The organism is Agrobacterium tumefaciens str. B6 (assembly GCF_001541315.1).
GTDB lineage: Bacteria > Pseudomonadota > Alphaproteobacteria > Rhizobiales > Rhizobiaceae > Agrobacterium > Agrobacterium radiobacter.
In genome coordinates this window covers 86,449-105,590 of record NZ_LMVK01000005.1, presented here as the reverse complement: position 1 = coordinate 105,590, position 19,142 = coordinate 86,449, and the positions used below count along the sequence as shown (strand labels likewise).

At 55.9% G+C, this 19,142-nt stretch carries 21 protein-coding genes; 10 read left to right on the top strand and 11 right to left on the bottom strand.

Annotated features, from left to right (window positions below; translation table 11 throughout):
• Window positions 1-151: 151 nt before the first annotated feature.
• The 5 genes from ASB65_RS06320 to ASB65_RS06305 all read left to right on the top strand — a co-directional run bounded on the left by ASB65_RS06320 (window position 152) and on the right by ASB65_RS06305 (window position 2,872).
• Window positions 152-424, top strand: a complete 273-nt coding sequence (locus ASB65_RS06320; protein ID WP_060723354.1) for a hypothetical protein — start codon at window positions 152-154, stop codon at window positions 422-424.
• Complete coding sequence (locus ASB65_RS28075) at window positions 421-588, top strand: hypothetical protein (RefSeq protein ID WP_153464119.1); 168 nt, start codon at window positions 421-423, stop codon at window positions 586-588. Before ASB65_RS06320 ends, ASB65_RS28075 begins: the two co-directional genes overlap by 4 nt.
• Complete coding sequence (locus tag ASB65_RS06315; RefSeq protein ID WP_060723353.1) at window positions 585-923, top strand: hypothetical protein; 339 nt, start codon at window positions 585-587, stop codon at window positions 921-923. Before ASB65_RS28075 ends, ASB65_RS06315 begins: the two co-directional genes overlap by 4 nt.
• A gap of 14 nt (window positions 924-937) precedes the next feature.
• Window positions 938-1,096 (top strand): hypothetical protein, encoded by a 159-nt coding sequence (locus tag ASB65_RS28070; protein WP_153464116.1) that lies wholly within the window; start codon window positions 938-940, stop codon window positions 1,094-1,096.
• 405 nt (window positions 1,097-1,501) lie between these two features.
• Window positions 1,502-2,872, top strand: coding sequence for a DNA cytosine methyltransferase (locus ASB65_RS06305; RefSeq protein ID WP_060723351.1), 1,371 nt, complete (start codon window positions 1,502-1,504; stop codon window positions 2,870-2,872).
• Between the two features lie 344 nt (window positions 2,873-3,216).
• Here the strand turns inward: ASB65_RS06305 and ASB65_RS06300 are convergent, their stop codons facing one another.
• The 6 genes from ASB65_RS06300 to ASB65_RS06275 form a co-directional block, all read right to left on the bottom strand.
• Window positions 3,217-3,582, bottom strand: a complete 366-nt coding sequence (locus ASB65_RS06300; RefSeq protein WP_060723350.1) for a hypothetical protein — start codon at window positions 3,580-3,582, stop codon at window positions 3,217-3,219.
• 347 nt (window positions 3,583-3,929) lie between these two features.
• Window positions 3,930-4,103, bottom strand: a complete 174-nt coding sequence (locus ASB65_RS28065) for a hypothetical protein (protein ID WP_153464113.1) — start codon at window positions 4,101-4,103, stop codon at window positions 3,930-3,932.
• On the bottom strand, window positions 4,100-6,067 hold the full coding sequence (locus ASB65_RS06290; RefSeq protein WP_060723348.1) for a DotA/TraY family protein: 1,968 nt from the start codon (window positions 6,065-6,067) through the stop codon (window positions 4,100-4,102). The genes ASB65_RS28065 and ASB65_RS06290 overlap by 4 nt, the downstream gene beginning before the upstream one ends.
• Window positions 6,064-6,744 (bottom strand): hypothetical protein, encoded by a 681-nt coding sequence (locus tag ASB65_RS06285; protein ID WP_060723347.1) that lies wholly within the window; start codon window positions 6,742-6,744, stop codon window positions 6,064-6,066. Before ASB65_RS06285 ends, ASB65_RS06290 begins: the two co-directional genes overlap by 4 nt.
• Window positions 6,741-7,892: a hypothetical protein gene (locus tag ASB65_RS06280; RefSeq protein ID WP_060723346.1), complete on the bottom strand. Its 1,152-nt coding sequence runs from the start codon at window positions 7,890-7,892 to the stop codon at window positions 6,741-6,743. The genes ASB65_RS06285 and ASB65_RS06280 overlap by 4 nt, the downstream gene beginning before the upstream one ends.
• A gap of 9 nt (window positions 7,893-7,901) precedes the next feature.
• On the bottom strand, window positions 7,902-8,261 hold the full coding sequence (locus tag ASB65_RS06275; RefSeq protein WP_060723345.1) for a hypothetical protein: 360 nt from the start codon (window positions 8,259-8,261) through the stop codon (window positions 7,902-7,904).
• A 288-nt stretch (window positions 8,262-8,549) separates the two neighbouring features.
• On the opposite strand from ASB65_RS06275, the gene ASB65_RS06270 reads away from it, so the two are divergent.
• Complete coding sequence (locus ASB65_RS06270; RefSeq protein WP_065695071.1) at window positions 8,550-10,544, top strand: ATP-binding protein; 1,995 nt, start codon at window positions 8,550-8,552, stop codon at window positions 10,542-10,544.
• 376 nt (window positions 10,545-10,920) lie between these two features.
• Here the strand turns inward: ASB65_RS06270 and ASB65_RS06265 are convergent, their stop codons facing one another.
• A complete protein-coding gene (locus ASB65_RS06265; protein ID WP_060723343.1) occupies window positions 10,921-12,495 on the bottom strand; it encodes a hypothetical protein in 1,575 nt (524 codons plus the stop codon).
• Between the two features lie 995 nt (window positions 12,496-13,490).
• On the opposite strand from ASB65_RS06265, the gene ASB65_RS06260 reads away from it, so the two are divergent.
• On the top strand, window positions 13,491-14,060 hold the full coding sequence (locus tag ASB65_RS06260; RefSeq protein ID WP_060723342.1) for a hypothetical protein: 570 nt from the start codon (window positions 13,491-13,493) through the stop codon (window positions 14,058-14,060).
• Window positions 14,061-14,165: 105 nt separating this feature from the next.
• Here the strand turns inward: ASB65_RS06260 and ASB65_RS06255 are convergent, their stop codons facing one another.
• Complete coding sequence (locus tag ASB65_RS06255) at window positions 14,166-14,519, bottom strand: nuclear transport factor 2 family protein (RefSeq protein WP_003507612.1); 354 nt, start codon at window positions 14,517-14,519, stop codon at window positions 14,166-14,168.
• Between the two features lie 395 nt (window positions 14,520-14,914).
• Between ASB65_RS06255 and ASB65_RS06250 the strand changes: the two genes are divergently transcribed.
• A complete protein-coding gene (locus ASB65_RS06250; protein WP_060723341.1) occupies window positions 14,915-15,517 on the top strand; it encodes a J domain-containing protein in 603 nt (200 codons plus the stop codon).
• Window positions 15,518-15,524: 7 nt separating this feature from the next.
• On the opposite strand, the gene ASB65_RS06245 is transcribed toward ASB65_RS06250, so the two are convergent.
• A complete protein-coding gene (locus tag ASB65_RS06245; RefSeq protein WP_060723340.1) occupies window positions 15,525-16,133 on the bottom strand; it encodes a DUF922 domain-containing Zn-dependent protease in 609 nt (202 codons plus the stop codon).
• Between the two features lie 158 nt (window positions 16,134-16,291).
• Window positions 16,292-16,747, bottom strand: coding sequence for a PRC-barrel domain-containing protein (locus tag ASB65_RS06240; RefSeq protein WP_060723339.1), 456 nt, complete (start codon window positions 16,745-16,747; stop codon window positions 16,292-16,294).
• Window positions 16,748-16,910: 163 nt separating this feature from the next.
• On the opposite strand from ASB65_RS06240, the gene ASB65_RS06235 reads away from it, so the two are divergent.
• Window positions 16,911-17,336 carry a DUF1801 domain-containing protein gene (locus tag ASB65_RS06235; protein ID WP_060723338.1) on the top strand — a complete coding sequence of 142 codons (426 nt, stop codon included), beginning with the start codon at window positions 16,911-16,913 and terminating at the stop codon, window positions 17,334-17,336.
• 28 nt (window positions 17,337-17,364) lie between these two features.
• On the opposite strand, the gene ASB65_RS06230 is transcribed toward ASB65_RS06235, so the two are convergent.
• Complete coding sequence (locus ASB65_RS06230) at window positions 17,365-18,333, bottom strand: alpha/beta hydrolase (RefSeq protein ID WP_060723337.1); 969 nt, start codon at window positions 18,331-18,333, stop codon at window positions 17,365-17,367.
• A 256-nt stretch (window positions 18,334-18,589) separates the two neighbouring features.
• Here ASB65_RS06230 and ASB65_RS06225 point away from each other — a divergent pair, with 256 nt between their 5' ends.
• Entirely contained in the window at window positions 18,590-19,123 is a 534-nt protein-coding gene (locus ASB65_RS06225; RefSeq protein WP_233282975.1) for a hypothetical protein, read from the top strand.
• The last annotated feature ends 19 nt before the right edge of the window (window positions 19,124-19,142 follow it).

Sequence of the window (19,142 nt, the reverse complement as noted above, 5' to 3'; positions counted from 1 at the left end):
CGATTCGAATGGACGAACACTGTGTATGTGGACAGTCACAAACGCACTTCTCCACCCATATGTACTCCTGAAAATGGAAACAAAATCAACGAACAACGTGGCTTTGCGCGGCGGAAAAGCTTTGCCCGAAGGCCAACGAAAAGGGAATGCAATGAACAAGGCCAGACGGAAAAGTCTTCGGAAACTGCTGGATCAAATTCGGCCGATCGAAGCTGTTATCGAAGAACTGAAATACGACATCGAGGTGCTGAGGGACGAAGAGGACGAATACCTCGCTGCGATGCCGTCCAGCATCGGCGAAAGTGCACGAGGTGAGGCGGCTAATGCGGCGATCGGAGCCTTGGAGGACGCAATCGGTCTCCTTGAGGCAATCCAATCGGATGTCGTTGAGGCAGTAGAGAAAGTCGAGGAGGCAATGGCGTGACCAAAAGACTGAAGAATGGACATCCGCGAGAGCGGCTAAGCGTGGACCTTCCTACCGGAACGCTGACAGCGTTGAAGGTTCACGCCGCGCAACGCGAAATGACGATCCGGGAGATTGTCACTACCCTCGTTCAAAAAGCCATCCAACAAGGAAAACATGCATGAACACGAAATTCAAATTCGACGACTTCGGCTTCGACGGAAAACTGGCGATTGTCGATTCAGCAGGCAACTTCGAATGGGTCGAGCCCATCATTGAGAACATCCCAAGCGAAAGCTGCGTTCGGTTCGATCTCGTTGGAAGCGATGGCCAAGGCAATGAGGATGCCCGTCGCGTACTGCGCCAGCATCTTGGAAGCTACGCGATAGAGTTTGAATGTGACTTTAGCGACATGGAGGACGTAATCCGGGCTGGGGAGAAGGCCGAGGCGGCACGTGACCGTTTTCTGGCAGCGGCATTCGGGTCTGCGGGAGCGCAATCCGTAGAGACAGAGGTCTGAGGAAGGTGGACGATATGGATGTGCTCCTCCTTTTTCTCGGTTTGGCTATCATTGGCGACAACAGTCTCTGTTCGCGCTGGCAAAATAGAGTCTTCAACTTCTTGGGTGCCGCCATGATTGTTTACGGCGCGGCAAATTCGCTTGCGACTGCTTACGTTCGCCTTTCAACATGAGAGCACGTGAAAAATCATGACCAAATTCTCCGATATATCAGTCGAAAAATTCCCCATGAACCACGACACATATTGTCGTCTTCGCAATGAGGTCGGTTCTATAGCAGCCCGCTTTTCCGACCTCGGAACACCAAGCGGGACAGCGGTCGCGAAAAAGATGGAGAGAGTCCACGCGGCTCTTGGCGATGCATGGGAACTGATCAGCGAAATCGGGCACCACGAAGAGAGGCATTAAATGGCGGGCACCTTGCCCGTATCAGCATCATGTAGAATTGGGTGATGGGTGTTTAATTTCGACATCCAAAAATTTACACCTTCGCTAAACCTTTAACGGTTTTTTCGGACTTCCATTAACGCGCCACCGCTACACAGCGGGTGAACCGGGCGTCGGGAAAGGAAGATCGAATGAAGGTTGTTGAACTTTTCTGTGGTGCGGGCGGTATGTCGCTTGGTCTCAAGCGCGCTGGCTTTGATGTCGTCGCTGCTTATGACAGCATGCCGGACGCGGTCGAGACCTACCGCACGAACATTGGCGACCACGTTCATCAGCGTGACCTGTCCGATCTTCTCAGCATTATCCCGGATATCGTGGACCTGAAACCCGACCTCATCGCGGGTGGCCCTCCATGTCAGGACTTCTCCGTGGCCGGCAAGCGTGCCGAGGGCAAGAACGCCCGACTGACCCTGGCGTATGCGATCACCATCGCGGCGGTGCGCCCTGAGTGGTTCATCATGGAAAACGTCGTCCAAGCCGCACGCTCCCAATCGTGGGCCGAGGCACGAGCCATGCTCAAGAAAGCTGGCTACGGCATCTCAGAGTGCCGGGTCGATTTTTCCTACTACAATACGCCAGAGGCGCGACGTCGTCTGATCGTCGTGGGACGTCTCGGCGAACGTGATGGGTTCATTGAAGGCGCAATCGCGGATGCCGCCACCGACGTACCGAAATCCGTGCGGCGGGAATTCACCAAAGCGATGGGCGAAATGCCGACTGCGGAGAACCAGTGGCGACCGGAATACAATCTCGATATCGTTGTGAAAGGACACATCTACACGCGGCCGCTTCGCGCCGGCCGTGCCGTCCGTAGCGTTGATGAGCCCTACGCGACTATTACCAGAACGTCAGGCGAACCGCCGTCGGCAGCGCTGAAGGCAAAGTACGAGGCACACCCGAACGACAGTGCTCCGCTGGAAGACGCAGCTGTTGGCCACCAGAAATTCCTGTCCCGTATCCAGGGGTTTCCCGAGGGCTGGAAATGGTGTTCGAAAAACAAGCGCCGCATCATGGTGATGATCGCCAACGCCGTCCCGCCAACGGCTGCCGAAATCATCGGAAAGGTCATCCTCGACCGTCAAACGGGAAAGATTTCTCCGAAGACCGAGGAACGCTTCATGCAGTGGCTTGTTCGTGGCAACCAGCGCTCACGCGCAACCGCACGCAACATCAAGTCGAGCCTTGGGCGCGCCCGCTATATGCTTTTGGGCCGCACCTTCGAGAATGAAGCCTTGGAGATCGCGGCCTTGGAAAGCGCGTCAGGCTTCGAAGCCCTGTCCAACGGCACCAAATCCGAGCTTCGTCAGGCATTGCGCCATTACCGCGCCTTTGAAAACGCCCGCAACGGTAATAACCCGGAACCCGTGCAGGGTGGAGTTGAGCGCCGCCGTCCGCGCCCGATCGATCTCAAGGAGTTGATGCAGGGCGTCACTTCAAGTTGGCACCAGTCGGAACAGGGCGATGCACCCGATGACGTCATGGATTTTCACATGACGCGTTAAGGGGGATGAAGTTTGACCGACGATCCCAAAAAAGGGCGGCATTTCTGCCGCCCTTTCCAAATCCGCATGCAAGGCGGTCAACGGTAGTCTCGTCAGTTTAAATTCCGATAACACCACATATTTCAGAGCCGCCTTCGGCGGTCGAAATGATCCCTCGCAGGGAACGATACCGGACATTTCAAGTCAAAGACCTGATCTCTCCTAATCCCTCATGGGGAAAGATAATAACCGAAGTTCCTTGCGTCCCTTCGATGATTTAAGGATGCCGGGGCCACGTCGGCGCGTCGACAGGAAAATGCGATTACCGCGTTAAAAACAGTAAGTTGTAAGATGTATTTTAAAACTTACTCTGCGACGCCTTTAATGGCGAAAGAGAGGATGCCCGTCGCCGTCTGCCCCGTTCCGGCATCAGTCACCCGCACGGCGAGTTCATCCTCGCCTTCTACGGGGACCCCTGAAAATTGGTGGGTCTTCGGATTGAAGGCCATCCAGTCCGGCGTTGCCGTCGGCACGATCTGGACAGCCCCCGTCGACCTCGTGACGACGACACCCACAGTCAGCGGCTGACCCGCCTTCAGGCGTTCGGTCGGCGAGGTGTCGGGACTGGTGAACTCCACGCGCAGTGCGTCGGCAGGCGGCTGCAAGAGTGATCCGGCGTTAGCCGATAAGGTCGCCAAGGCGAGGAAAATGGTGGTCAGGATCGTTTTCATGGGTCCTCCTCAGTAGACGACAACTTTGTGCCAGGTCATGCGGGCCGGCTCAACGTAATCAGACCCCCGCGACGGACAGGCTTCTGTTTTGAGGGCGACGTCATATGTTCCTCGGCCTGGGTTGCCGTAGAGGTTCCCGCCATTTGGACCAGCGCGTCGAAACGCGAAGCCTGCCGGGTAATCTACGGACCAACGGCCCGCGCAATCCGGGTGCATGTAGACGGACATGGCAATGTCGACTTGCGGGACACCGTAAGCCGCCCGTGCCGAGGCGGGAAACCGGAAGGTTTCAGCACTGGCGTTTCCCGTGGAGATTGCCGCAAGGATAACGGCGATTATTACGCCCCTCATCGCACCACTCCTCTGCGAGACAGGACATCAAGCGCCACAACAAGGAGCGCCGGCACGGCGCAAAATGCGGTCAGCGTGATGACCGTGGCCGACAGGTGCGGCAGCCCCGACAAGCCGCAGGCCAGTGCCAAACCAAATCCAGAAGCCGTCCAGACCATGAGTTTCTTCATTTCGGTTTTCCTCCCTTTTTCGAAAGCCCTGGAAGAATAGTCTTGGGCATCATCCCGCGTCCGGCAACTGCGATCATTCCGCCGAACGCACCGGAAACGAGCCCGGATTCGCCGTAGGACGTGCTTTGACCGGACCAGGCCAGAACTCGGTCAGGAAGAGCCCATATCTGCCCGTAGGTCTTGAGAACGACGTACCAGATCATGTACGTCTGCCCGAAGGTCATCACGATGTAACCGGGAAGGCCGACAATGTGCCCGCCCGATTGCGCGAGGAAAGCGGTTGCCCACAGACGGTCCAGCATTCCGAGGACAGGATTAAAAACCCCATAGGCAGCGAACACCGCGAGCATTGCCAATGCCGGCCGCAGGAAGATATTGACGAGAAACAGAAGACCGAGCTTGACGCTGTCTCCCGCGAAATCATCGTTGCCGTCGAGTTTTAGCCAGCGAAGGCACCAGATCGTCAGGGCAACCATCGCCTCCATCACGGAAACGAGCAGGGCCACGCCGGACACCAGCATGAAAACATGCGGCATAATGGGGATCACGTAGGCCCTGAGCGCACCCATGATCCACACAGGAATGATGGCGAACCTCGACCAGTCGAGGAAGTAGTCAATTGCCGCCGCTCCGAAGAACTCAGCGACCTTGTTCCCTGCAACGCCCGCGATCACACCACCCGCGGCGATGGCGGCGGAGACACCCGCCATCATCGCATGACCCGACGAAACCAGAATGCCCATCTCATCACGAGGCTGCCCATCATCAGCGGACGTCGCGGCCCATTCGATGATCGAGCGCGATATCGGCGCGATGATTTTCGTGGCGGGGTCAGCAGTCTCGTCGCCGGCTGCCGCGAAATCGTTGGCGCTCAACGCCTGCCGTTCCGCTTCGCCCGACACCTGCAAGCGAAGCACGTCGAACGCTTTCTGGATCGCTTCACCGAAGTCGCCATCAATACGGGGCGGTGTATCCTCGGGCCGTTCGTTCGTCATCGCCGTCGTGATTTCAGAAACCTGCGCCAGAGTGCTCCAGTACATGCCCGTGGTCAGGAACCCCTGTTCACGGGCATCCCTTACAAGAGCGTCACGGGAGGCGGTCGCGACGGTCTTTGCCTCTTCCTTTGCGGCTGCCGTCATCGCACGATCATAGGCGGCTCCCATTGAGCGGATGCGCTGGACGAGATCGGGCGATAGCACATTGGATGTCACCGCCTTCGCCGCAGCACCAGCGGACGATAGCCCGGAGGTTTCGGCGGCAAGCTGGGCATATCTGCCGGACTCCGCGCGGAACGCGTTTACGAACATCTTTATAGCTTCTCGCCTTGCGTTCGAGAATGTGGCGCGATCATCAAGCGCACTGACGGAAAACTGGCCACAGGTGGGACCGTAAGCCCAGGTGATCCGCTTTTCGTACCCCAGGATGCCGAGACCGGATACATTTCCCTCGGGATCGGACAGTCGCGCATTCCAACCCCAAAGATTGCCCGCCTGGTTGTAGACCGCCGCACACACTTCGTGCCGCAGCACCATCATCGCGATGCTAGACCCGTTCGAGGAGGCGGGCGTAATGGTGACGCCCTCCTTCACGACGGTAGTTATGGCCGTATTCGACAAGGCATTGCCGAGATTGATGCCAGGACGGGCAACGAAATCCCGAAGGAGGTAATGAACACTGGAAAAGCCAGTCTGCGGCGTCGGTAAGAGTAGCCCGAGCCCCACGACTACCCGCAATGGCGTCCATATGGTATGCCATCGTTCGCCGAGCGCCTGTCCGGTGCGGGCCGAGGCAACGATGCCCTGAAGAGCTTGGTAGGCAAAAAAGAGTCCGCCAAGGAAAAACAGGACCGAGTTGAAGACCTGGAGGACGCGGCCGTACATCGTCGTCGCCTCACTCGGCAGCACCGCGTTGACAATCTGCCATGCGATATCGGTGGCCGGCGGTTCAGCCAACAGATCAATCATTTCGGGCCTCCCGACATTGTTTGACCCGATGTGTGGTTCGTCCCGTCCGGACCGTCAGGCGTGACCTCATCTCTCGCGTCGGCATCCGAGGCGGGTTTGTCGAGGCCGAGCGCCTTCTTTTCGGCTTCAGTCAGGATAACCGCGACGATCGGCAGCTTCAGCCGTGATGAGGGTTTCGCCACCGTTCCAGCCGATCCGGTTTTCCCCGCGCTACCCTTCTTGTCTCCACCGCTCCCCGACGCAGAGTCTGTATCCGCCGAACCAGGCATGACTTCGAAATCGGCCACACTCTTTGGTTTTGACGGCTTGTCGAGGATCGACTGACCTATCGCAGCCAGTTCAGGGAGCGCGTGCCAGATTGCCGCCAGCCATGGCCGGCGACATGGCTGCATGTCGCTATCTCGAAGAGTATCAGCATGCACCTGGACACGATCCCGAAGCGTCCGCCATCCGACGCTATCGCCCGACGACGCCAGCTTTTCGAGGTACGCCAGAAGGGCTGGAGATTCTGCCTCCAGAAACGTCTGTTGATGGTAGGTCGGGCGATGCCGTGTGTTCTGGCACTGCCGCACGATGTTGACGGCAACACCATGCGCCCAATCTAGGTGTGCCATGCCAATGTCGTGCAGGATCGCGCGGGCATTTGTCCAGGAAATCTCTTCGCCTGTTGTCATCATGGTGCTGGCGCTCCCGGTGTCGGTGCTGGTTCCTCCAGCGCGGCGGCAAGCGCCTGCGACAACGCCCGGATTTCCTGCTGCGCGGCCACAAGCCGTTCCCGCTGTTGACGGAAAGCGTGACGTTGCTCGGCAGCCTGCTTCTCGGCATTACGCTGGGAGGTTTTTGCTTTCGCGGTCTCCGTTTGCGCTTTTTCCACCGCAGCCTTTGCGGCTGCAAGATCGCGGGCAAACTCCTTGCGGATTTGGTCGCGGATTCGGGAGTCCTGAATACCGTCCACGACGGCACGGACAGCGCCGCCGATCCCGGTCAGACGCTCAGTGGATGCCCTGATCTGTGCCAATTCTGCCTTGGCGGCGGTCGCCTCCGCCTTGGTGCGATTGATGTAGTCTTGCCCCTGCCGTTTCACGGCTTCCGCCCAGTCAAGGGCATTCTGGAGCGCCCGTGCTTGGGCTTGCTCGGCTTTCCACTCTTCCCTTGTAAGACGGCGGCGTGCGGGGCCTAGACGCGTCAGTCCACATGGGACGGCGACGGTTTCGTGGTATGAATCCTGCCAGTCCCGCATTGCGGCCTTGTAAGCGACGTCCGCGCGCTTGTTGAGCGCCTTGCCATCCTCGCCGTCTCGTCTGCCGCCCGCCTTCACTGCCTTTTTGGCAACAGCGCCGGGATGATAGATGCCCGCCCGCATCTGTGGATCATTCGTCGGCAGCACGTAGGCATGCACATGCCATTGCTTTTCGTCGGTGTGGCGGAGGACCGATTTCAATGCGGGACCATATTGCTTCCGCAACCATGCAATCGTCCTCCGCTCCCAGTCCCGTACTTCCGCCGCCTTTGTTGGATCGGCGCGGACTTCCTCGACGGTATAAGGATGCGAGGCGACGACCGTGTGCAGGGTCTTCTGTTTGGAATCGAGTTTCCGAAGCTTGCCCCGCGCACCAGGCGTCATTGCCGCCGCCGCTGCCGTATCGTGCATCTGGCGGACTTCATCGATGCCGAGGCCGTAAATCACCGTCGGGTGTTTGGGATCGGTGACGTGGACGGACGCGATGGGTTTGCGGGACGCTTCGTCGAAGATAAAATCCGTAGACCTGCCCTTGGCGTCGGGTTTACGCGACCACGATTCGAGGTGGACGAACTGGTACGCCATGATCGCACGTCACTTGAGACGAGGTATGATCGTGCAATAAGAAAACTCGCCGTCACGCTCCCGGAGAAAAAAACGCGGATCGTGAGCCTTCTCCTCCATAGCCGCCAGCCACTCGGCGCGGGGCATTCCCTCTGGGATAATGTATGTGAACGGTCGATCGCGAGATACGCTGAAAACACCAGCGACGGTATCCAGAAAAGCGCCCGTTTGCATTTCCGCTAGTTTCGGTGACGCGGCCCCTGAATGTTCGGTAAAACCATAAGATCGCAACTGCGCGAAAAACTCTGTCGGCTTGCGGATGACAGTGGGGGATGCCAGATCGCCGTCTGCAAGGCGAACGAGGGTGAAGTAAAGAGGAGGACGCGGCATCTTAGGTACTCAAAGGAATAACCCGAGAGTGCCCCTGAACTTCGCCGGCGGAAAGCCAAAAAGTACAACTGTAGTGACCGACTACAGTCATTCGCAAGCTCATGACATCGGCTCTCCGAGGGCCGGACGGCTTAAATCTAGTATGACTTCGATAACGATCGGGCAGGTCAACGGCATTAAAAATTCCTGTTAGCGACCACAGCCCCTGATTGTTATCGATTTTTTATCGCGACTATGATGAAGAAGACACCACCATTATTTCTAACCCTTTCTTAGATAGACAGCGACATGGCTACACCAGGCGTACATCCCAATTTTGATTTCGACACTTATAGCGGGGAAGAGCAGCACATTATCAAGCGCTTCGCTACTGAATGGTTTGTCACCACACCCATAAAACCGCTGCATCTGTCTGAAACGAGCACATATCGCGCCTTTCTAGGCAAACCTTGCGACCCATCCGCTAAAATGTTCAATTTAGAGCGGGAAATAATTGCAGTGTTTAGCAATTACGATGAATTCGAGGTGCGCACCATCGATGCGTTCGAGGCAGCAGCGAGCCGGTTTAATCAGCTCAGAACTGACCCCATCTGCCGCGTTCTCATCAGCAGGGACCGTAAAATCGTCGAGAGAATTACCGACGTCCTAAAGAACGACCCAGAGCTTCCCGTAATTGTTCCATTTACTTATGACGAACTTATCAATGACAGAGACCCGTCACTTATATTAAATAGATTTCGGCACCACTTTTTCTCTCGCGACCTCTTCGCATTCGAGAGTCCGCTCAAGCGTGACACATACTTTTTTGGTCGATCAGACCTAATAAACAACATATTGTCGCGCCACCGCTCGAACGAAAACTCTGCACTATTCGGATTGCGGAGAAGCGGAAAAACTTCAATCGTTTTTGGGTTGGAACGTGCGAGCAAAATAAACGGGGTGTCATTCGTTCCGGTCGACTGCCAAAGCCCATCAGTGCATCAACGTAGATGGCATGAACTTCTCCCGTACATATTGCAACAAACCCTAACCAAGTATGGATTAAAGAAAAACCTCGTAGAAGTAGATAAGTATACCGCGACAAATGCGGCGGATCAGTTTTTCTATGACGTAAAATCGATATACTCGGCACTAAAGAGAAGCCCAATTCTCATCGCATTCGATGAAATAGAACGAATCTCACCAAAAACAGGGTCGTCTTCGCATTGGGCCAATGGAACCGATTTCATACTTTTTTGGCAAGCAATAAGGTCTGCGTTCCAACGCCACACAGGGGTTTTCTCATTCGTATTGATTGGGACAAATCCGCAGTCTATCGAGACTCCATTCATACAAGGTCATGACAATCCAATATTTAACAGCGTTCCAGTAGAATATATTCCTAGCTTTGATTTCCAACAAACATCAGAAATGGTCAGAAAACTCGGTCTCTATATGGGTCTGAAATTTGATGACCTTGTTTATTCCCGGCTTCACGATGATCTTGGGGGACATCCGTACCTAGTTAGGCACGTATGCTCGATAATAAATAAAAATACACCAACAAATCGGCCTCACAACGTAGATAAATCTTTGTATGTAAAATCAAAGTCAGAGTTCGACGTAAATTATGCGAATTATACGGATATGATACTCGATGTTATCGTTAGAGACTTTCCAGACGAATACATTATGCTAACCGCTCTAGCGAATAACGACCTTGAGCTATTTAACTCATTCGCGAGTGATATAACACTGACAAGCCACTTGATCGGCTACGGCCTGATTGCAAAAGGTGCTGATGGTTATTACTTCCGAATTGAGTCAGTACGCGAGCATCTCCAAAAGAAGTCTAAATTCACGAGACCAGTAAAAACCAACCAAGAACGACAAGTCGAAGTCGCGGCCCGGAGATCGCTGATCGAGCCAGCCATGCGACGGGTAATTCTCGCGATTTTCATGGCCAACTTTGGAGCCAAAGCCCAGAAAGAAGCAACTGCAATTGTGACTGGCGTAAGCTTGAAGAGACTTACAGAGCGCGGCTTCTCGGCTGCCCTACAACCTAACTCCATCGACCTCAATTTGAGCGACCTATCAAAAATAATTTTAGCCAAATGGCCCCTGTTCGAAAAAATGTTCACCATCGGTAAGAACGATTTTGAATTCTATATGGAAGCAATTCGAAAAGTTCGAACTGAAGAGGCGCATTCGGGCTCTATCACTGTAGAGCAGTTTGAACAGGCGCGGCTAGCATTCGCGAAAATCGAAGACGATTTGCGAACCACAGGCTTCCTAGCATCCTAACTGGCTTGACTTGTAGACCCTTTAGTTGAACCGAGCATCCCGCTGATGCTCGGCACTTCGAGCTCGCCGGCGTATGAATCTGCCTCATGTGGCCTGTTTTTCCGGGGCCTTGAAGATCGCTTGTAGCTCGGTGTGCGTAGGCGAAAGACGGTCATCCCACCGACTTTCGAGTCTGATGTTCAGCCCGTTGAATGGGTTCCGTACAACTATTGATTAGGATAGGGATGAAGTAATTTAGTATCTTCGAATGCGCTTGGCGCTTTGGCATTACGTTCAGAAGAGCTTTCATATGCCAAGAATTGTATTCGCCGATGTCGAAGTATAATGTGCGGTTGTCCTTGGCGATGTCTCTTCGAATGGAGACTCGTGCTATAGCCTAATCGGGTTCGGTGTACTCCCCAAAGACGCCGAACTCCTGGAAATCGTCTTCCGTTTGTTCCTGCATTTGGAGCCATTTTTCACGAGTTAACGGCACCTCGGGTTCATCCAGTTCGAACCAGCGATCATCCGGGCGCTTGGCTTCTCCGTACGCTCCGAGGATCATGTCTTGCCAGAGCTGAAGCATCTTCAGTTTCAGGGATGAATCGGTGTCCAGATCATAGAATTTCTGGATGACGCTGATCTTGCCTTCGCCCTTATGCGTGACCTTTGCAACCTCGCTTACGATATCGTCATACGGGAATCCGAGTTTGCGGCCCTTCTTTCCGACGTGGCTGACGAACGCTCGCCGCAAGTCGTGACTGGCGAAGGCGGTTCCTTCTAAGGGTCCCCCAGGCTTTCGCGCAGCCTGAAAAATGTCATTGATAAGCTTGTTCGATATATGTCCGTTACCAGGTATGTGGGCGTAGCGCTTCTTCAATTGCGGGAAGAGGAAGTTATTAGCGTCTTTATCGGGGGATCGCTCCCGGTATCGCATCAAAGCGGTATGTCCTGCCCATGCCGCCCAAGACGGCAGGGGGAGCGGACGATAGAGCTTATTCTTGTCTGGTCCCAAATACCAAACGTAATCGAACAACACGGAGCCGTACGTCCTTGCCATCTGATTATGAAACGTCGTCGTGACGGTTTCTATTCGTTGCCCCGTCAATGCTTGAAGCGTGACAGCTCGTTTTGCTTCGTGAGAAAACTCTTTGTCTTCCAACCAGAAGAGGAAATCGTGTAGCTGTTTAAGAGACATATACGGACGGTCGAAAATATCGTCTGCGTTCACAATATCGCGCTTCTTCAAATCCGGTTGGTCGACGGCCGGCAGTCCGATGGTTGGATTCATTTTCAACCCGGTAACGCGTCGCGGGTCCATTGCGAACTTGAAGGCTGCCTTGAGCCCGTTTTCCGTTTGCTCAGCCGCTCGCACATTGTCCTTGGGAATGCCGTTGACCATCCCGCCGCGCTCGAGAATGTTCTGCCGAACGGTCAGGATATCGAGTTGTGTGAGATTCGCGATCGGCTTGCCTGCGATGTGTTTGAAATCGGAGGTCAGTTTACTGTTTTTCGCAGCTCCAAGCGCTGAGCGATAAGTCGCATACATTGCATCGCTCTTGTATATCTTCGCCCACGCGAGATATTCGTCCCGAAGAACCTCCCACGTCCACGCGCCGTCGATTTTCACGGCCGCAACATTCTCCGCAGCTTCGACGGATGGTGTAGTGGTAGGCTGCGATAAAAGAGCGGAAACCATGATTTTAATGTCATTGTTTTTCCGACCAGCTTTCCAGCTCGCCTTTATCTTCGCGGCTATTTCCCGAACGAGGGGCATCTGATCGACTCTGAACCCGTCCAGCGGCGCGAAGGAAATCTTGTTGTTCTTGGTCATGACCCACCAATGGGCACTTCCGTTTTTCACTTGGATGCATAAGCCGGCGACGTCGCTGTCTCGGAACACGGCTGCGGTGCGAGACTGCGCGGCAGACCGCGCCCTATCAATGGTTTTCTTATCTATGTATTCGGCCACCTAGACCTCCTGATATTTTAGGGCCACCAACTCTGATTGGGGCCACCCTGGGGCCACCGGGTTTCTTGTGCAAGAGTGGGACAGGTAGCCTCGGAGGTCCTCTCAATTGGTTTGACAAACCGATAAAATGTTAACATTTCTGAGGCGTTTCAATGCGATGGCGTTTATTTTTGATTTTCAAATCATTGCTCGAGAAAGCTGTATTTTACATTTTGGTTGATTTGTAATCAGGGGGTCACGAGTTCGAACCTTGTCGGGGGCACCAGTTTTCTCATTGTTTATCAATGTTTTATCTTGTCGTTCAAAATCATCCATTTTGCTGCGCGGCGCATTTTACATTCCGTCGCCAGCGCGTTTCCTTGCGCCATGATGACGTGAAGCCGCTTGGCGTTCAGTTCTGTCCGAATGAATTCACCAAGACGCCCCAAGCAAGAAAGACAAGAATTTCGAGCGGGGCGCGGGCACGGTTTTCGCCAGGGAAAGCAAGTTTTTCGATTGGCGGGCGCGGCGGATACGACAGCCGCAGATGAAGCGGAGCGGCGGGGCTGCGTCAAAAAGACCGCGCATATGAAGTTGTTGCAGCAGCAGTTTTGAGGTAGCGCTCCTCACGACAGATAGTGTCAAGTAACAGCCTGGAAATATGCAAATGATGGATTGGGATTGGGTAGACTGGTTCCCTATAGTCGTCTTTCCGCTCAAGATTCTCGTGTTAGGCACGGGCATGTTCTTCGCCATTAAGTGGCACCACGATCAAGCGAAGAACGAAAAGAAAAACGGCGGATCGTAAGCGCCCGCCGAATATGTCCTTGGCGCCTCGGATTGGTCGGTCGATCCCAGTGATGCGGCAACAATTCGCCCAACAGGGCGACGGGATTGCCGCTTAGTCTGGGGCGCGAGACAGACCCCTTTATTGCCTGGTCTTTCAGGATGATTGTAAAGCCTGCGGGTTTAAGCATATTGTTCAGCGATAAGTTGAGCAACAGCGGGCGCTTCCAATGGATGCATACGGTCATTTGCGGATATTGGTTAGCCTCATCCTCGGCCTTGCAATCACCAGAGTGTTGTCTGGTCTTTCCAGAAGGCTGCAGGAGCCGCAAAAAACCGATCGCATGCACGCGCAGATCGTCTGGTCGATTGTCCTGCTTCTTGGAGCGGTCCACTTCTGGTGGTGGGAGTTTGCCCTGCGGCTCATCCATAACTGGAATTTCTGGATTTACATCTTCGTTCTCGTTTACACGTCGCTCTTCTTTTTGATGTCGACGCTGCTTTATCCCGATCACATTCAGGAGTTGTCCGAGCGGGAAAGTTTTTTCGTGCGCAGGCGGCATGCGTTTTTTGCCTTGTTTGCCGCGTCGTTCGTCTTCGATCTGATGGACACCTACATCAAGGGGAGGGAACACTTTGAACAGCTCGGGCCATGGTATCTGGCAAGGATAGTCGGCGGCCTGCTGATTGCTGTTGTGGCAATGAGAACCGATAGCAGCCGCAAAATTATGTGGCTCGGTGTTGTCTGGCTCTTCGTTAACGCGCTCTGGATAACGGCGATCTACAGCGATCTGTTTTAGTTCTTCCAGCGGCAAAGCAACCAGAATCGCAATTATGGCCCGTCGCTGAGAGTGGAACGCGAGCGGGCAGAAGCGCACAAAGCGGGGTGGCGGTTTTAAAAATCCCTATGGCTTTACGTGATAAAGCTTGTGCACGATCGACCAGTTGCCGTCGCGTTCCAGCAGGGACAAATATTCATAAAAATCCATGCCGTCGAAACGGGTCGTCAGCTTCACCGAGGCGCTGTCGCCCTCCTTGTCGATACCCATGATTTCGAAAGCGGGATCATGATCGGGGAGGCCACGTTCGCTTTTGCGCATGTGGTCAACAAAGTCCTCCAGGGATAACCATTCGATTTCGCCTTCGAAGGTTCCGACGATGCTGGCGCGCGGGTCGAAAACGTCACGCATCAGGCTTTCATCCGCATAGGCCATGGCATGGATGTAGTCCGTGACGGTCTGGGTAATGGTTTGCGGCATCGGATCGTCCTCCCTCAGGATCCAAAAGCCAAGCTTACACCCGTTGGCGAGGTTCCACCATAACCTCCTGAAAACGCGCCGGTAACGCTTTTCTTCAGGATGGTTTTGGGCCGGCTGCGGCAAATGCGGTGCTGCAGGGGCGGCATGTTTTGCCGCCGCTTTCCACAATTTTGTCCTGCCCGTCATTATAGTCGCCTTGGGTCCGACAAAATTCGGCCTCAAGGGCTTTCCGCCGGTCGTCCTGCCGCCTGCGGCAAGGCTTTTGTGTGGGCTTTGCCGGTTTAACCGCCGGGGCGGGGTGCCGTGCCGGGCGGATTTGGCCTATGATCCACTCGCAGGCCTTATGAGGGTGGCATCAGGTGTGCGGGTAACAGTTTGCGTTTGAAGGTGTTTTTGTGATTGATCCCTATGTTTTGCTTGGCGTGGAGCGCGATGCCGACGAGGCGGCGATCAAATCGGCTTACCGCAAGGTGGCCAAGGCCGCCCATCCCGACAGCGGTGGCGATGCCGAGCAGTTCGCGCGCCTGCAAACCGCCTATGAGCTTCTGAAGGATCCGGTGCGCCGCAAGGTGTTCGACGATACCGGCTATGATCCGCAGCTTGCCGACGCCAAGGACCTGAAGGGCCTGCTGATGCTGGAAACGCTGGTCAATGAGTTCATTCTGGACGAACGCGAGCCCGGCAGTTTCGACCCCGTGGCCGCCATGCGCCGCAAGCTGACCGATGATATTCTGAAAAGCCGTTTCCATATTCTCGAACTGGAACGGCACCGCACCCGGGTTCGCAAACATATGGACCGTCTTGGCCGCAAGCCGGAAACCGATGTGCTGAGTTCCATGCTGCGCGCCCGCAGCCAGTCCATCGCTGAAGCGATCCGCAACGCCGAAGCTCAGATCGAGGCGATCGAACAGGCCTATACGATGCTCGAGGGCTATTCCTACGAGCTGGAAAGCGTGATGCTGGCCGAGCCCTTGCTGAAAAGCGAGGCGGCGGAGTAAGCGCCCGTCACGGACCGTTGACGAGGGCGAGAATGAGCTGGTGCACCCGTCCGCCCGGGGAAAGCTCGTCGCGGTCGAAATCGCGGCCGCGCTGGCGCTGTTCGTTGGAAAGCTCGCCCAGCCGCTGCTGCAGCACGACGCGTACCTTCTGGCATTTGGGATCGTTTTCCGCCCTCAGGCCGGTGCTGAAGGCCTCGATCTTTTTCACCATGTCGAGGATGTGTTCGCCATGGACGCGCTCATGGGTTTCCACGCCGGAAATGAAGGTCTTCCAGCTGGCGGCGACGGCGGGCGGCAGATTGGCCGGCGCTTTCGGCCAGGTATAGATGATGGTGAGATTGGGCCTTGCTGTGGCGAGAATACAGGCACCATCCGGCTGCGGGCGGTAATCGCGCCGCCATGTCAGCTTGAAGGTGGTGTGGGCAATGGCCTGCACGCCGGCAGTGGGGCCGCGCTCGCCGATCGACTGGTAAAGCGCACCACCCGAATTACCGCTGATGGCATAGGTCTTTATCTGCTCGGCGGGTTTCCAGCCGGCGGACTGCGCTGACAGCGGAAGGGCGCTCAGCAACAGGGCGGCGCTGACGGAAAGGGGAAAAAGACTATGGGCGGGCACGCATCGATCCTTGGTGGTTTGCGCGCCGAAGATAGGCGAGGGGCAGGCGGTCAGGCAAGGGGATGTGGGCGAGGATCGCCGGCTCCTGCGCGGAATAATCCACACGAAAACCCCCGCGCCTCGGCGCGGGGGAGACAAGTGTACGACTGCAGGGGTAATCAGTCGTCCAGCTTGTCGTAATCGAGCTTGGGTGCGTTCTGCAGTGCGTCCTTGGTGGTGTCGACATAGGCCTTCCAGGTGCCGTTGTCGTTGTGGACGGCGACGGAAGCGGGATCGAGAACCACATAGCTCTTGTCGATGCCAAGGAAGCCGCCGACGCTGGCGACAAGGCCGATCACCGACTTGCCGTCGCCGATGACGACATCTTCGATTTCGCCGATGTTTTCGTTCTGGGCGTTATAGATGTCCATGCCGTCAAGCTGGGAGGCGGTGAGATCGGTCTTCTGGACATTGACGAACTTCAGCGGGCCGCTGGCCTTGGTGCCCATGGTGATGCCCGGGCCGGACAAAGTGGCATCCGCACCGGCAGCAGGAGCCGTGGTTGCCGTCTGGGCAAAAGCCACGGAAGAGGAGAGCGCTGCTGCGGCAGCGAGAGCGATGACATTGATTTTCATGATGTTTCTTCCCTTTGTATGCTGAACGTTGCGTTCGGGGAAGAAACGGTGAAGGGCGAATTTGGTTCCGCATGGGAGCGCAGGAAATTTTGGTCTATGCTGAAAACCGGAACAGATGTGCAGCAGGCCGGGAGCGGCGGCGCGGCGAAATCGGGAGGGTATCATGGCAAAAACTGTGACGGAGAAAGCTGCGGAAGAGGCTGCGGCGTCCGAGATCATCGACCGGAAAATTGCGGAGCTGGGCGACTGGCGCGGCGAGACGCTTGCGCATATCCGGGCGGTGATCAGGACGGCCGATCCCGAGGTTATCGAAGAGGTGAAATGGCGCGGCGTGCCGGTCTGGTCGCATGCCGGTATTCTCTGCACGGGTGAAACCTACAAAAGCGCGGTGAAGATGACATTTGCCAAGGGCGCGTCGCTGGAGGACCCGGCGGGGCTGTTCAATTCCAGCCTGGAGGGAAACACGCGGCGCGCGATCGATTTTCACGAGGGGGATGTCGTGGATGACCAGGCGCTAGCGGCGCTGATACAGGCTGCGGTGGCGTTGAATGTGGCAGCGACGAGCGGGAAGAAACGAGCCGGAAAGTGATGAAACCGGTGGTGGGGAGGGCGATGCCTCAGTCCCGGGCTACGTCCGCGGCCTTGTCCCACTCCCCATCGATGAACTTCAGCGCGTCGATGATCGAGACCTTCCACACCGACCAGACGTGATCGCCATCGGTCACGCGCAATTCAGATTTGCGCTTGTCGGCCTGTAGCGTCTCATGCAGGGCGATGGCGCCGCGCCAGAGGAAGAAGCCGTCATCGTCTCCAACGGTCAGATAGGTGGCGGGCAGATCCTGGCTTTCGGCGACATGCTGCGCCACGAGGGTGAAGACGTTCTTTTCGTTGAAGAGCCTTGCATCGAAAGGCGTGCCGAAGGCGCCGGAGAAATGGTCGCCGGTTGAGGGCAGCACGATGCCGCTTGTAACGGTGGCGCGGTCAACCCGGTGAAAGAAAGCACTGTCCTGAATGAGCTTGAGTTCGGCAGGTGTCTTGTCGAGATCGGCGGCAGGGACATTCTGCCAGATGGCGCCCGACAGGCTGGCGACGGCGCCATAGAGGTCCTCGTGGCCATAGGCGAGATGAAGGGCGCCGAAGCCGCCCATGGAGAGGCCGGCAATGGCGCGGCCTTCCCGATCTTTCCGCACCGGCAGTGTTTTTTCGATCTGGTGGCGCAGATCGCTGGTCAGGGCGGTTTCGTAATCGCCGGGACCGCCCACGGCGGTGGAATCCACATACCAGCTGTTCTTGACACCAGGCATGACGACGACAAGCGGGCGTATGGCGCCGGCCTCGATGAGCGTATCGAGCGTCTTTTCGATATTGCCGAGATCGCGCCAGCTATTCTGGTCACCATCATGGCCGTGCAGGAGGTAGAGCACCGGCCAGCCGTTTTCCGGTGGAGCGCCATCCGGGCGGTAGATGTTGACGGGAAGCGGCGCGTTGAGGGCCGCGCTGTGGAAGGTGGCATCCTCGATCTGGCCGGCAAAGCTCGGGGCGCAGGAGAGGAAAAGGTATGAGAGCGCCAGATTTCTGAGATGCATGCCGTGTCTCCATACTGCTTGCCATTCCATAAGGGCGGTCAACGTTCAAGGGAACCGTGAGTTCCGGAAGACGTAACGCTGCTGCAATGTCATTCCCTCACATCTGCGGACCGGTATGACGGTCTCAGGTCCGGGAAGGATTGTTCCCGCCAAGGCCATTGCGCACATTTGATAATTTTGGATTTAAAACATGGTGACATTGATATTATCGCGTTTCACACGCTCGCTTATTTTACTTTTTCTCCTTACCGGCTGCATGACCACGCCCATCTCGAGTATTCCCAAGCTGATGCGGCTCGACTTTCTGACGATGAATTTCGAGCATGTGCGTGTAGGGCTGCAGCTTCCTGCCCATCTGTCATTGGGTTCCGGTGATGCGGTGATGATTATTCGCAGCGTTACAGACGGCGTAAAGGGCGAGACTGTCGAGACGTTTGCGTTGATCGAGGATAAGGACGCCGCCGCCCGCGTGCAGTTCCACGCGGAAAAGCGGGCGGGAACCGCCACAAGCGTGTGGAGAATAAAGCCTGAGGAGGTTTCAAGGCTTGCAACATTGCAGGAGAAGGTGCGCCTTTCCCGCATCGAGGGGCCGCGCATCAGGGGGAGTACGGAGATCGAGATATTGCGCGCCTGTGTCACAGGCGTTCTCCCGACCGGCCCGGTCTATTTCTCGACTTACATCAAGCCTGCGGAAAATGAAGACTACATTGCCATGACCGTGGATGCGGATCTGATGAAAGTGTTTGGTGCGGGCCAGGTCGCGGCGCGGATCAGACAGTGCGAAAGCTGATCGCCGTTGCCGGGGCGCG

Coding starts and splice junctions, on each gene's coding strand:
- ASB65_RS06320 (WP_060723354.1), top strand. CDS start 152: ATGAACAAGGCCAGACGGAAAAGTCTTCGGAAACTGCTGGATCAAATT.
- ASB65_RS06315 (WP_060723353.1), top strand. CDS start 585: ATGAACACGAAATTCAAATTCGACGACTTCGGCTTCGACGGAAAACTG.
- ASB65_RS28070 (WP_153464116.1), top strand. CDS start 938: ATGGATGTGCTCCTCCTTTTTCTCGGTTTGGCTATCATTGGCGACAAC.
- ASB65_RS06305 (WP_060723351.1), top strand. CDS start 1,502: ATGAAGGTTGTTGAACTTTTCTGTGGTGCGGGCGGTATGTCGCTTGGT.
- ASB65_RS06300 (WP_060723350.1), bottom strand. CDS start 3,582: ATGAAAACGATCCTGACCACCATTTTCCTCGCCTTGGCGACCTTATCG.
- ASB65_RS28065 (WP_153464113.1), bottom strand. CDS start 4,103: ATGAAGAAACTCATGGTCTGGACGGCTTCTGGATTTGGTTTGGCACTG.
- ASB65_RS06290 (WP_060723348.1), bottom strand. CDS start 6,067: ATGATTGATCTGTTGGCTGAACCGCCGGCCACCGATATCGCATGGCAG.
- ASB65_RS06285 (WP_060723347.1), bottom strand. CDS start 6,744: ATGATGACAACAGGCGAAGAGATTTCCTGGACAAATGCCCGCGCGATC.
- ASB65_RS06280 (WP_060723346.1), bottom strand. CDS start 7,892: ATGGCGTACCAGTTCGTCCACCTCGAATCGTGGTCGCGTAAACCCGAC.
- ASB65_RS06275 (WP_060723345.1), bottom strand. CDS start 8,261: ATGCCGCGTCCTCCTCTTTACTTCACCCTCGTTCGCCTTGCAGACGGC.
- ASB65_RS06270 (WP_065695071.1), top strand. CDS start 8,550: ATGGCTACACCAGGCGTACATCCCAATTTTGATTTCGACACTTATAGC.
- ASB65_RS06260 (WP_060723342.1), top strand. CDS start 13,491: ATGGATGCATACGGTCATTTGCGGATATTGGTTAGCCTCATCCTCGGC.
- ASB65_RS06255 (WP_003507612.1), bottom strand. CDS start 14,519: ATGCCGCAAACCATTACCCAGACCGTCACGGACTACATCCATGCCATG.
- ASB65_RS06240 (WP_060723339.1), bottom strand. CDS start 16,747: ATGAAAATCAATGTCATCGCTCTCGCTGCCGCAGCAGCGCTCTCCTCT.
- ASB65_RS06235 (WP_060723338.1), top strand. CDS start 16,911: ATGGCAAAAACTGTGACGGAGAAAGCTGCGGAAGAGGCTGCGGCGTCC.
- ASB65_RS06230 (WP_060723337.1), bottom strand. CDS start 18,333: ATGCATCTCAGAAATCTGGCGCTCTCATACCTTTTCCTCTCCTGCGCC.
- ASB65_RS06225 (WP_233282975.1), top strand. CDS start 18,590: ATGACCACGCCCATCTCGAGTATTCCCAAGCTGATGCGGCTCGACTTT.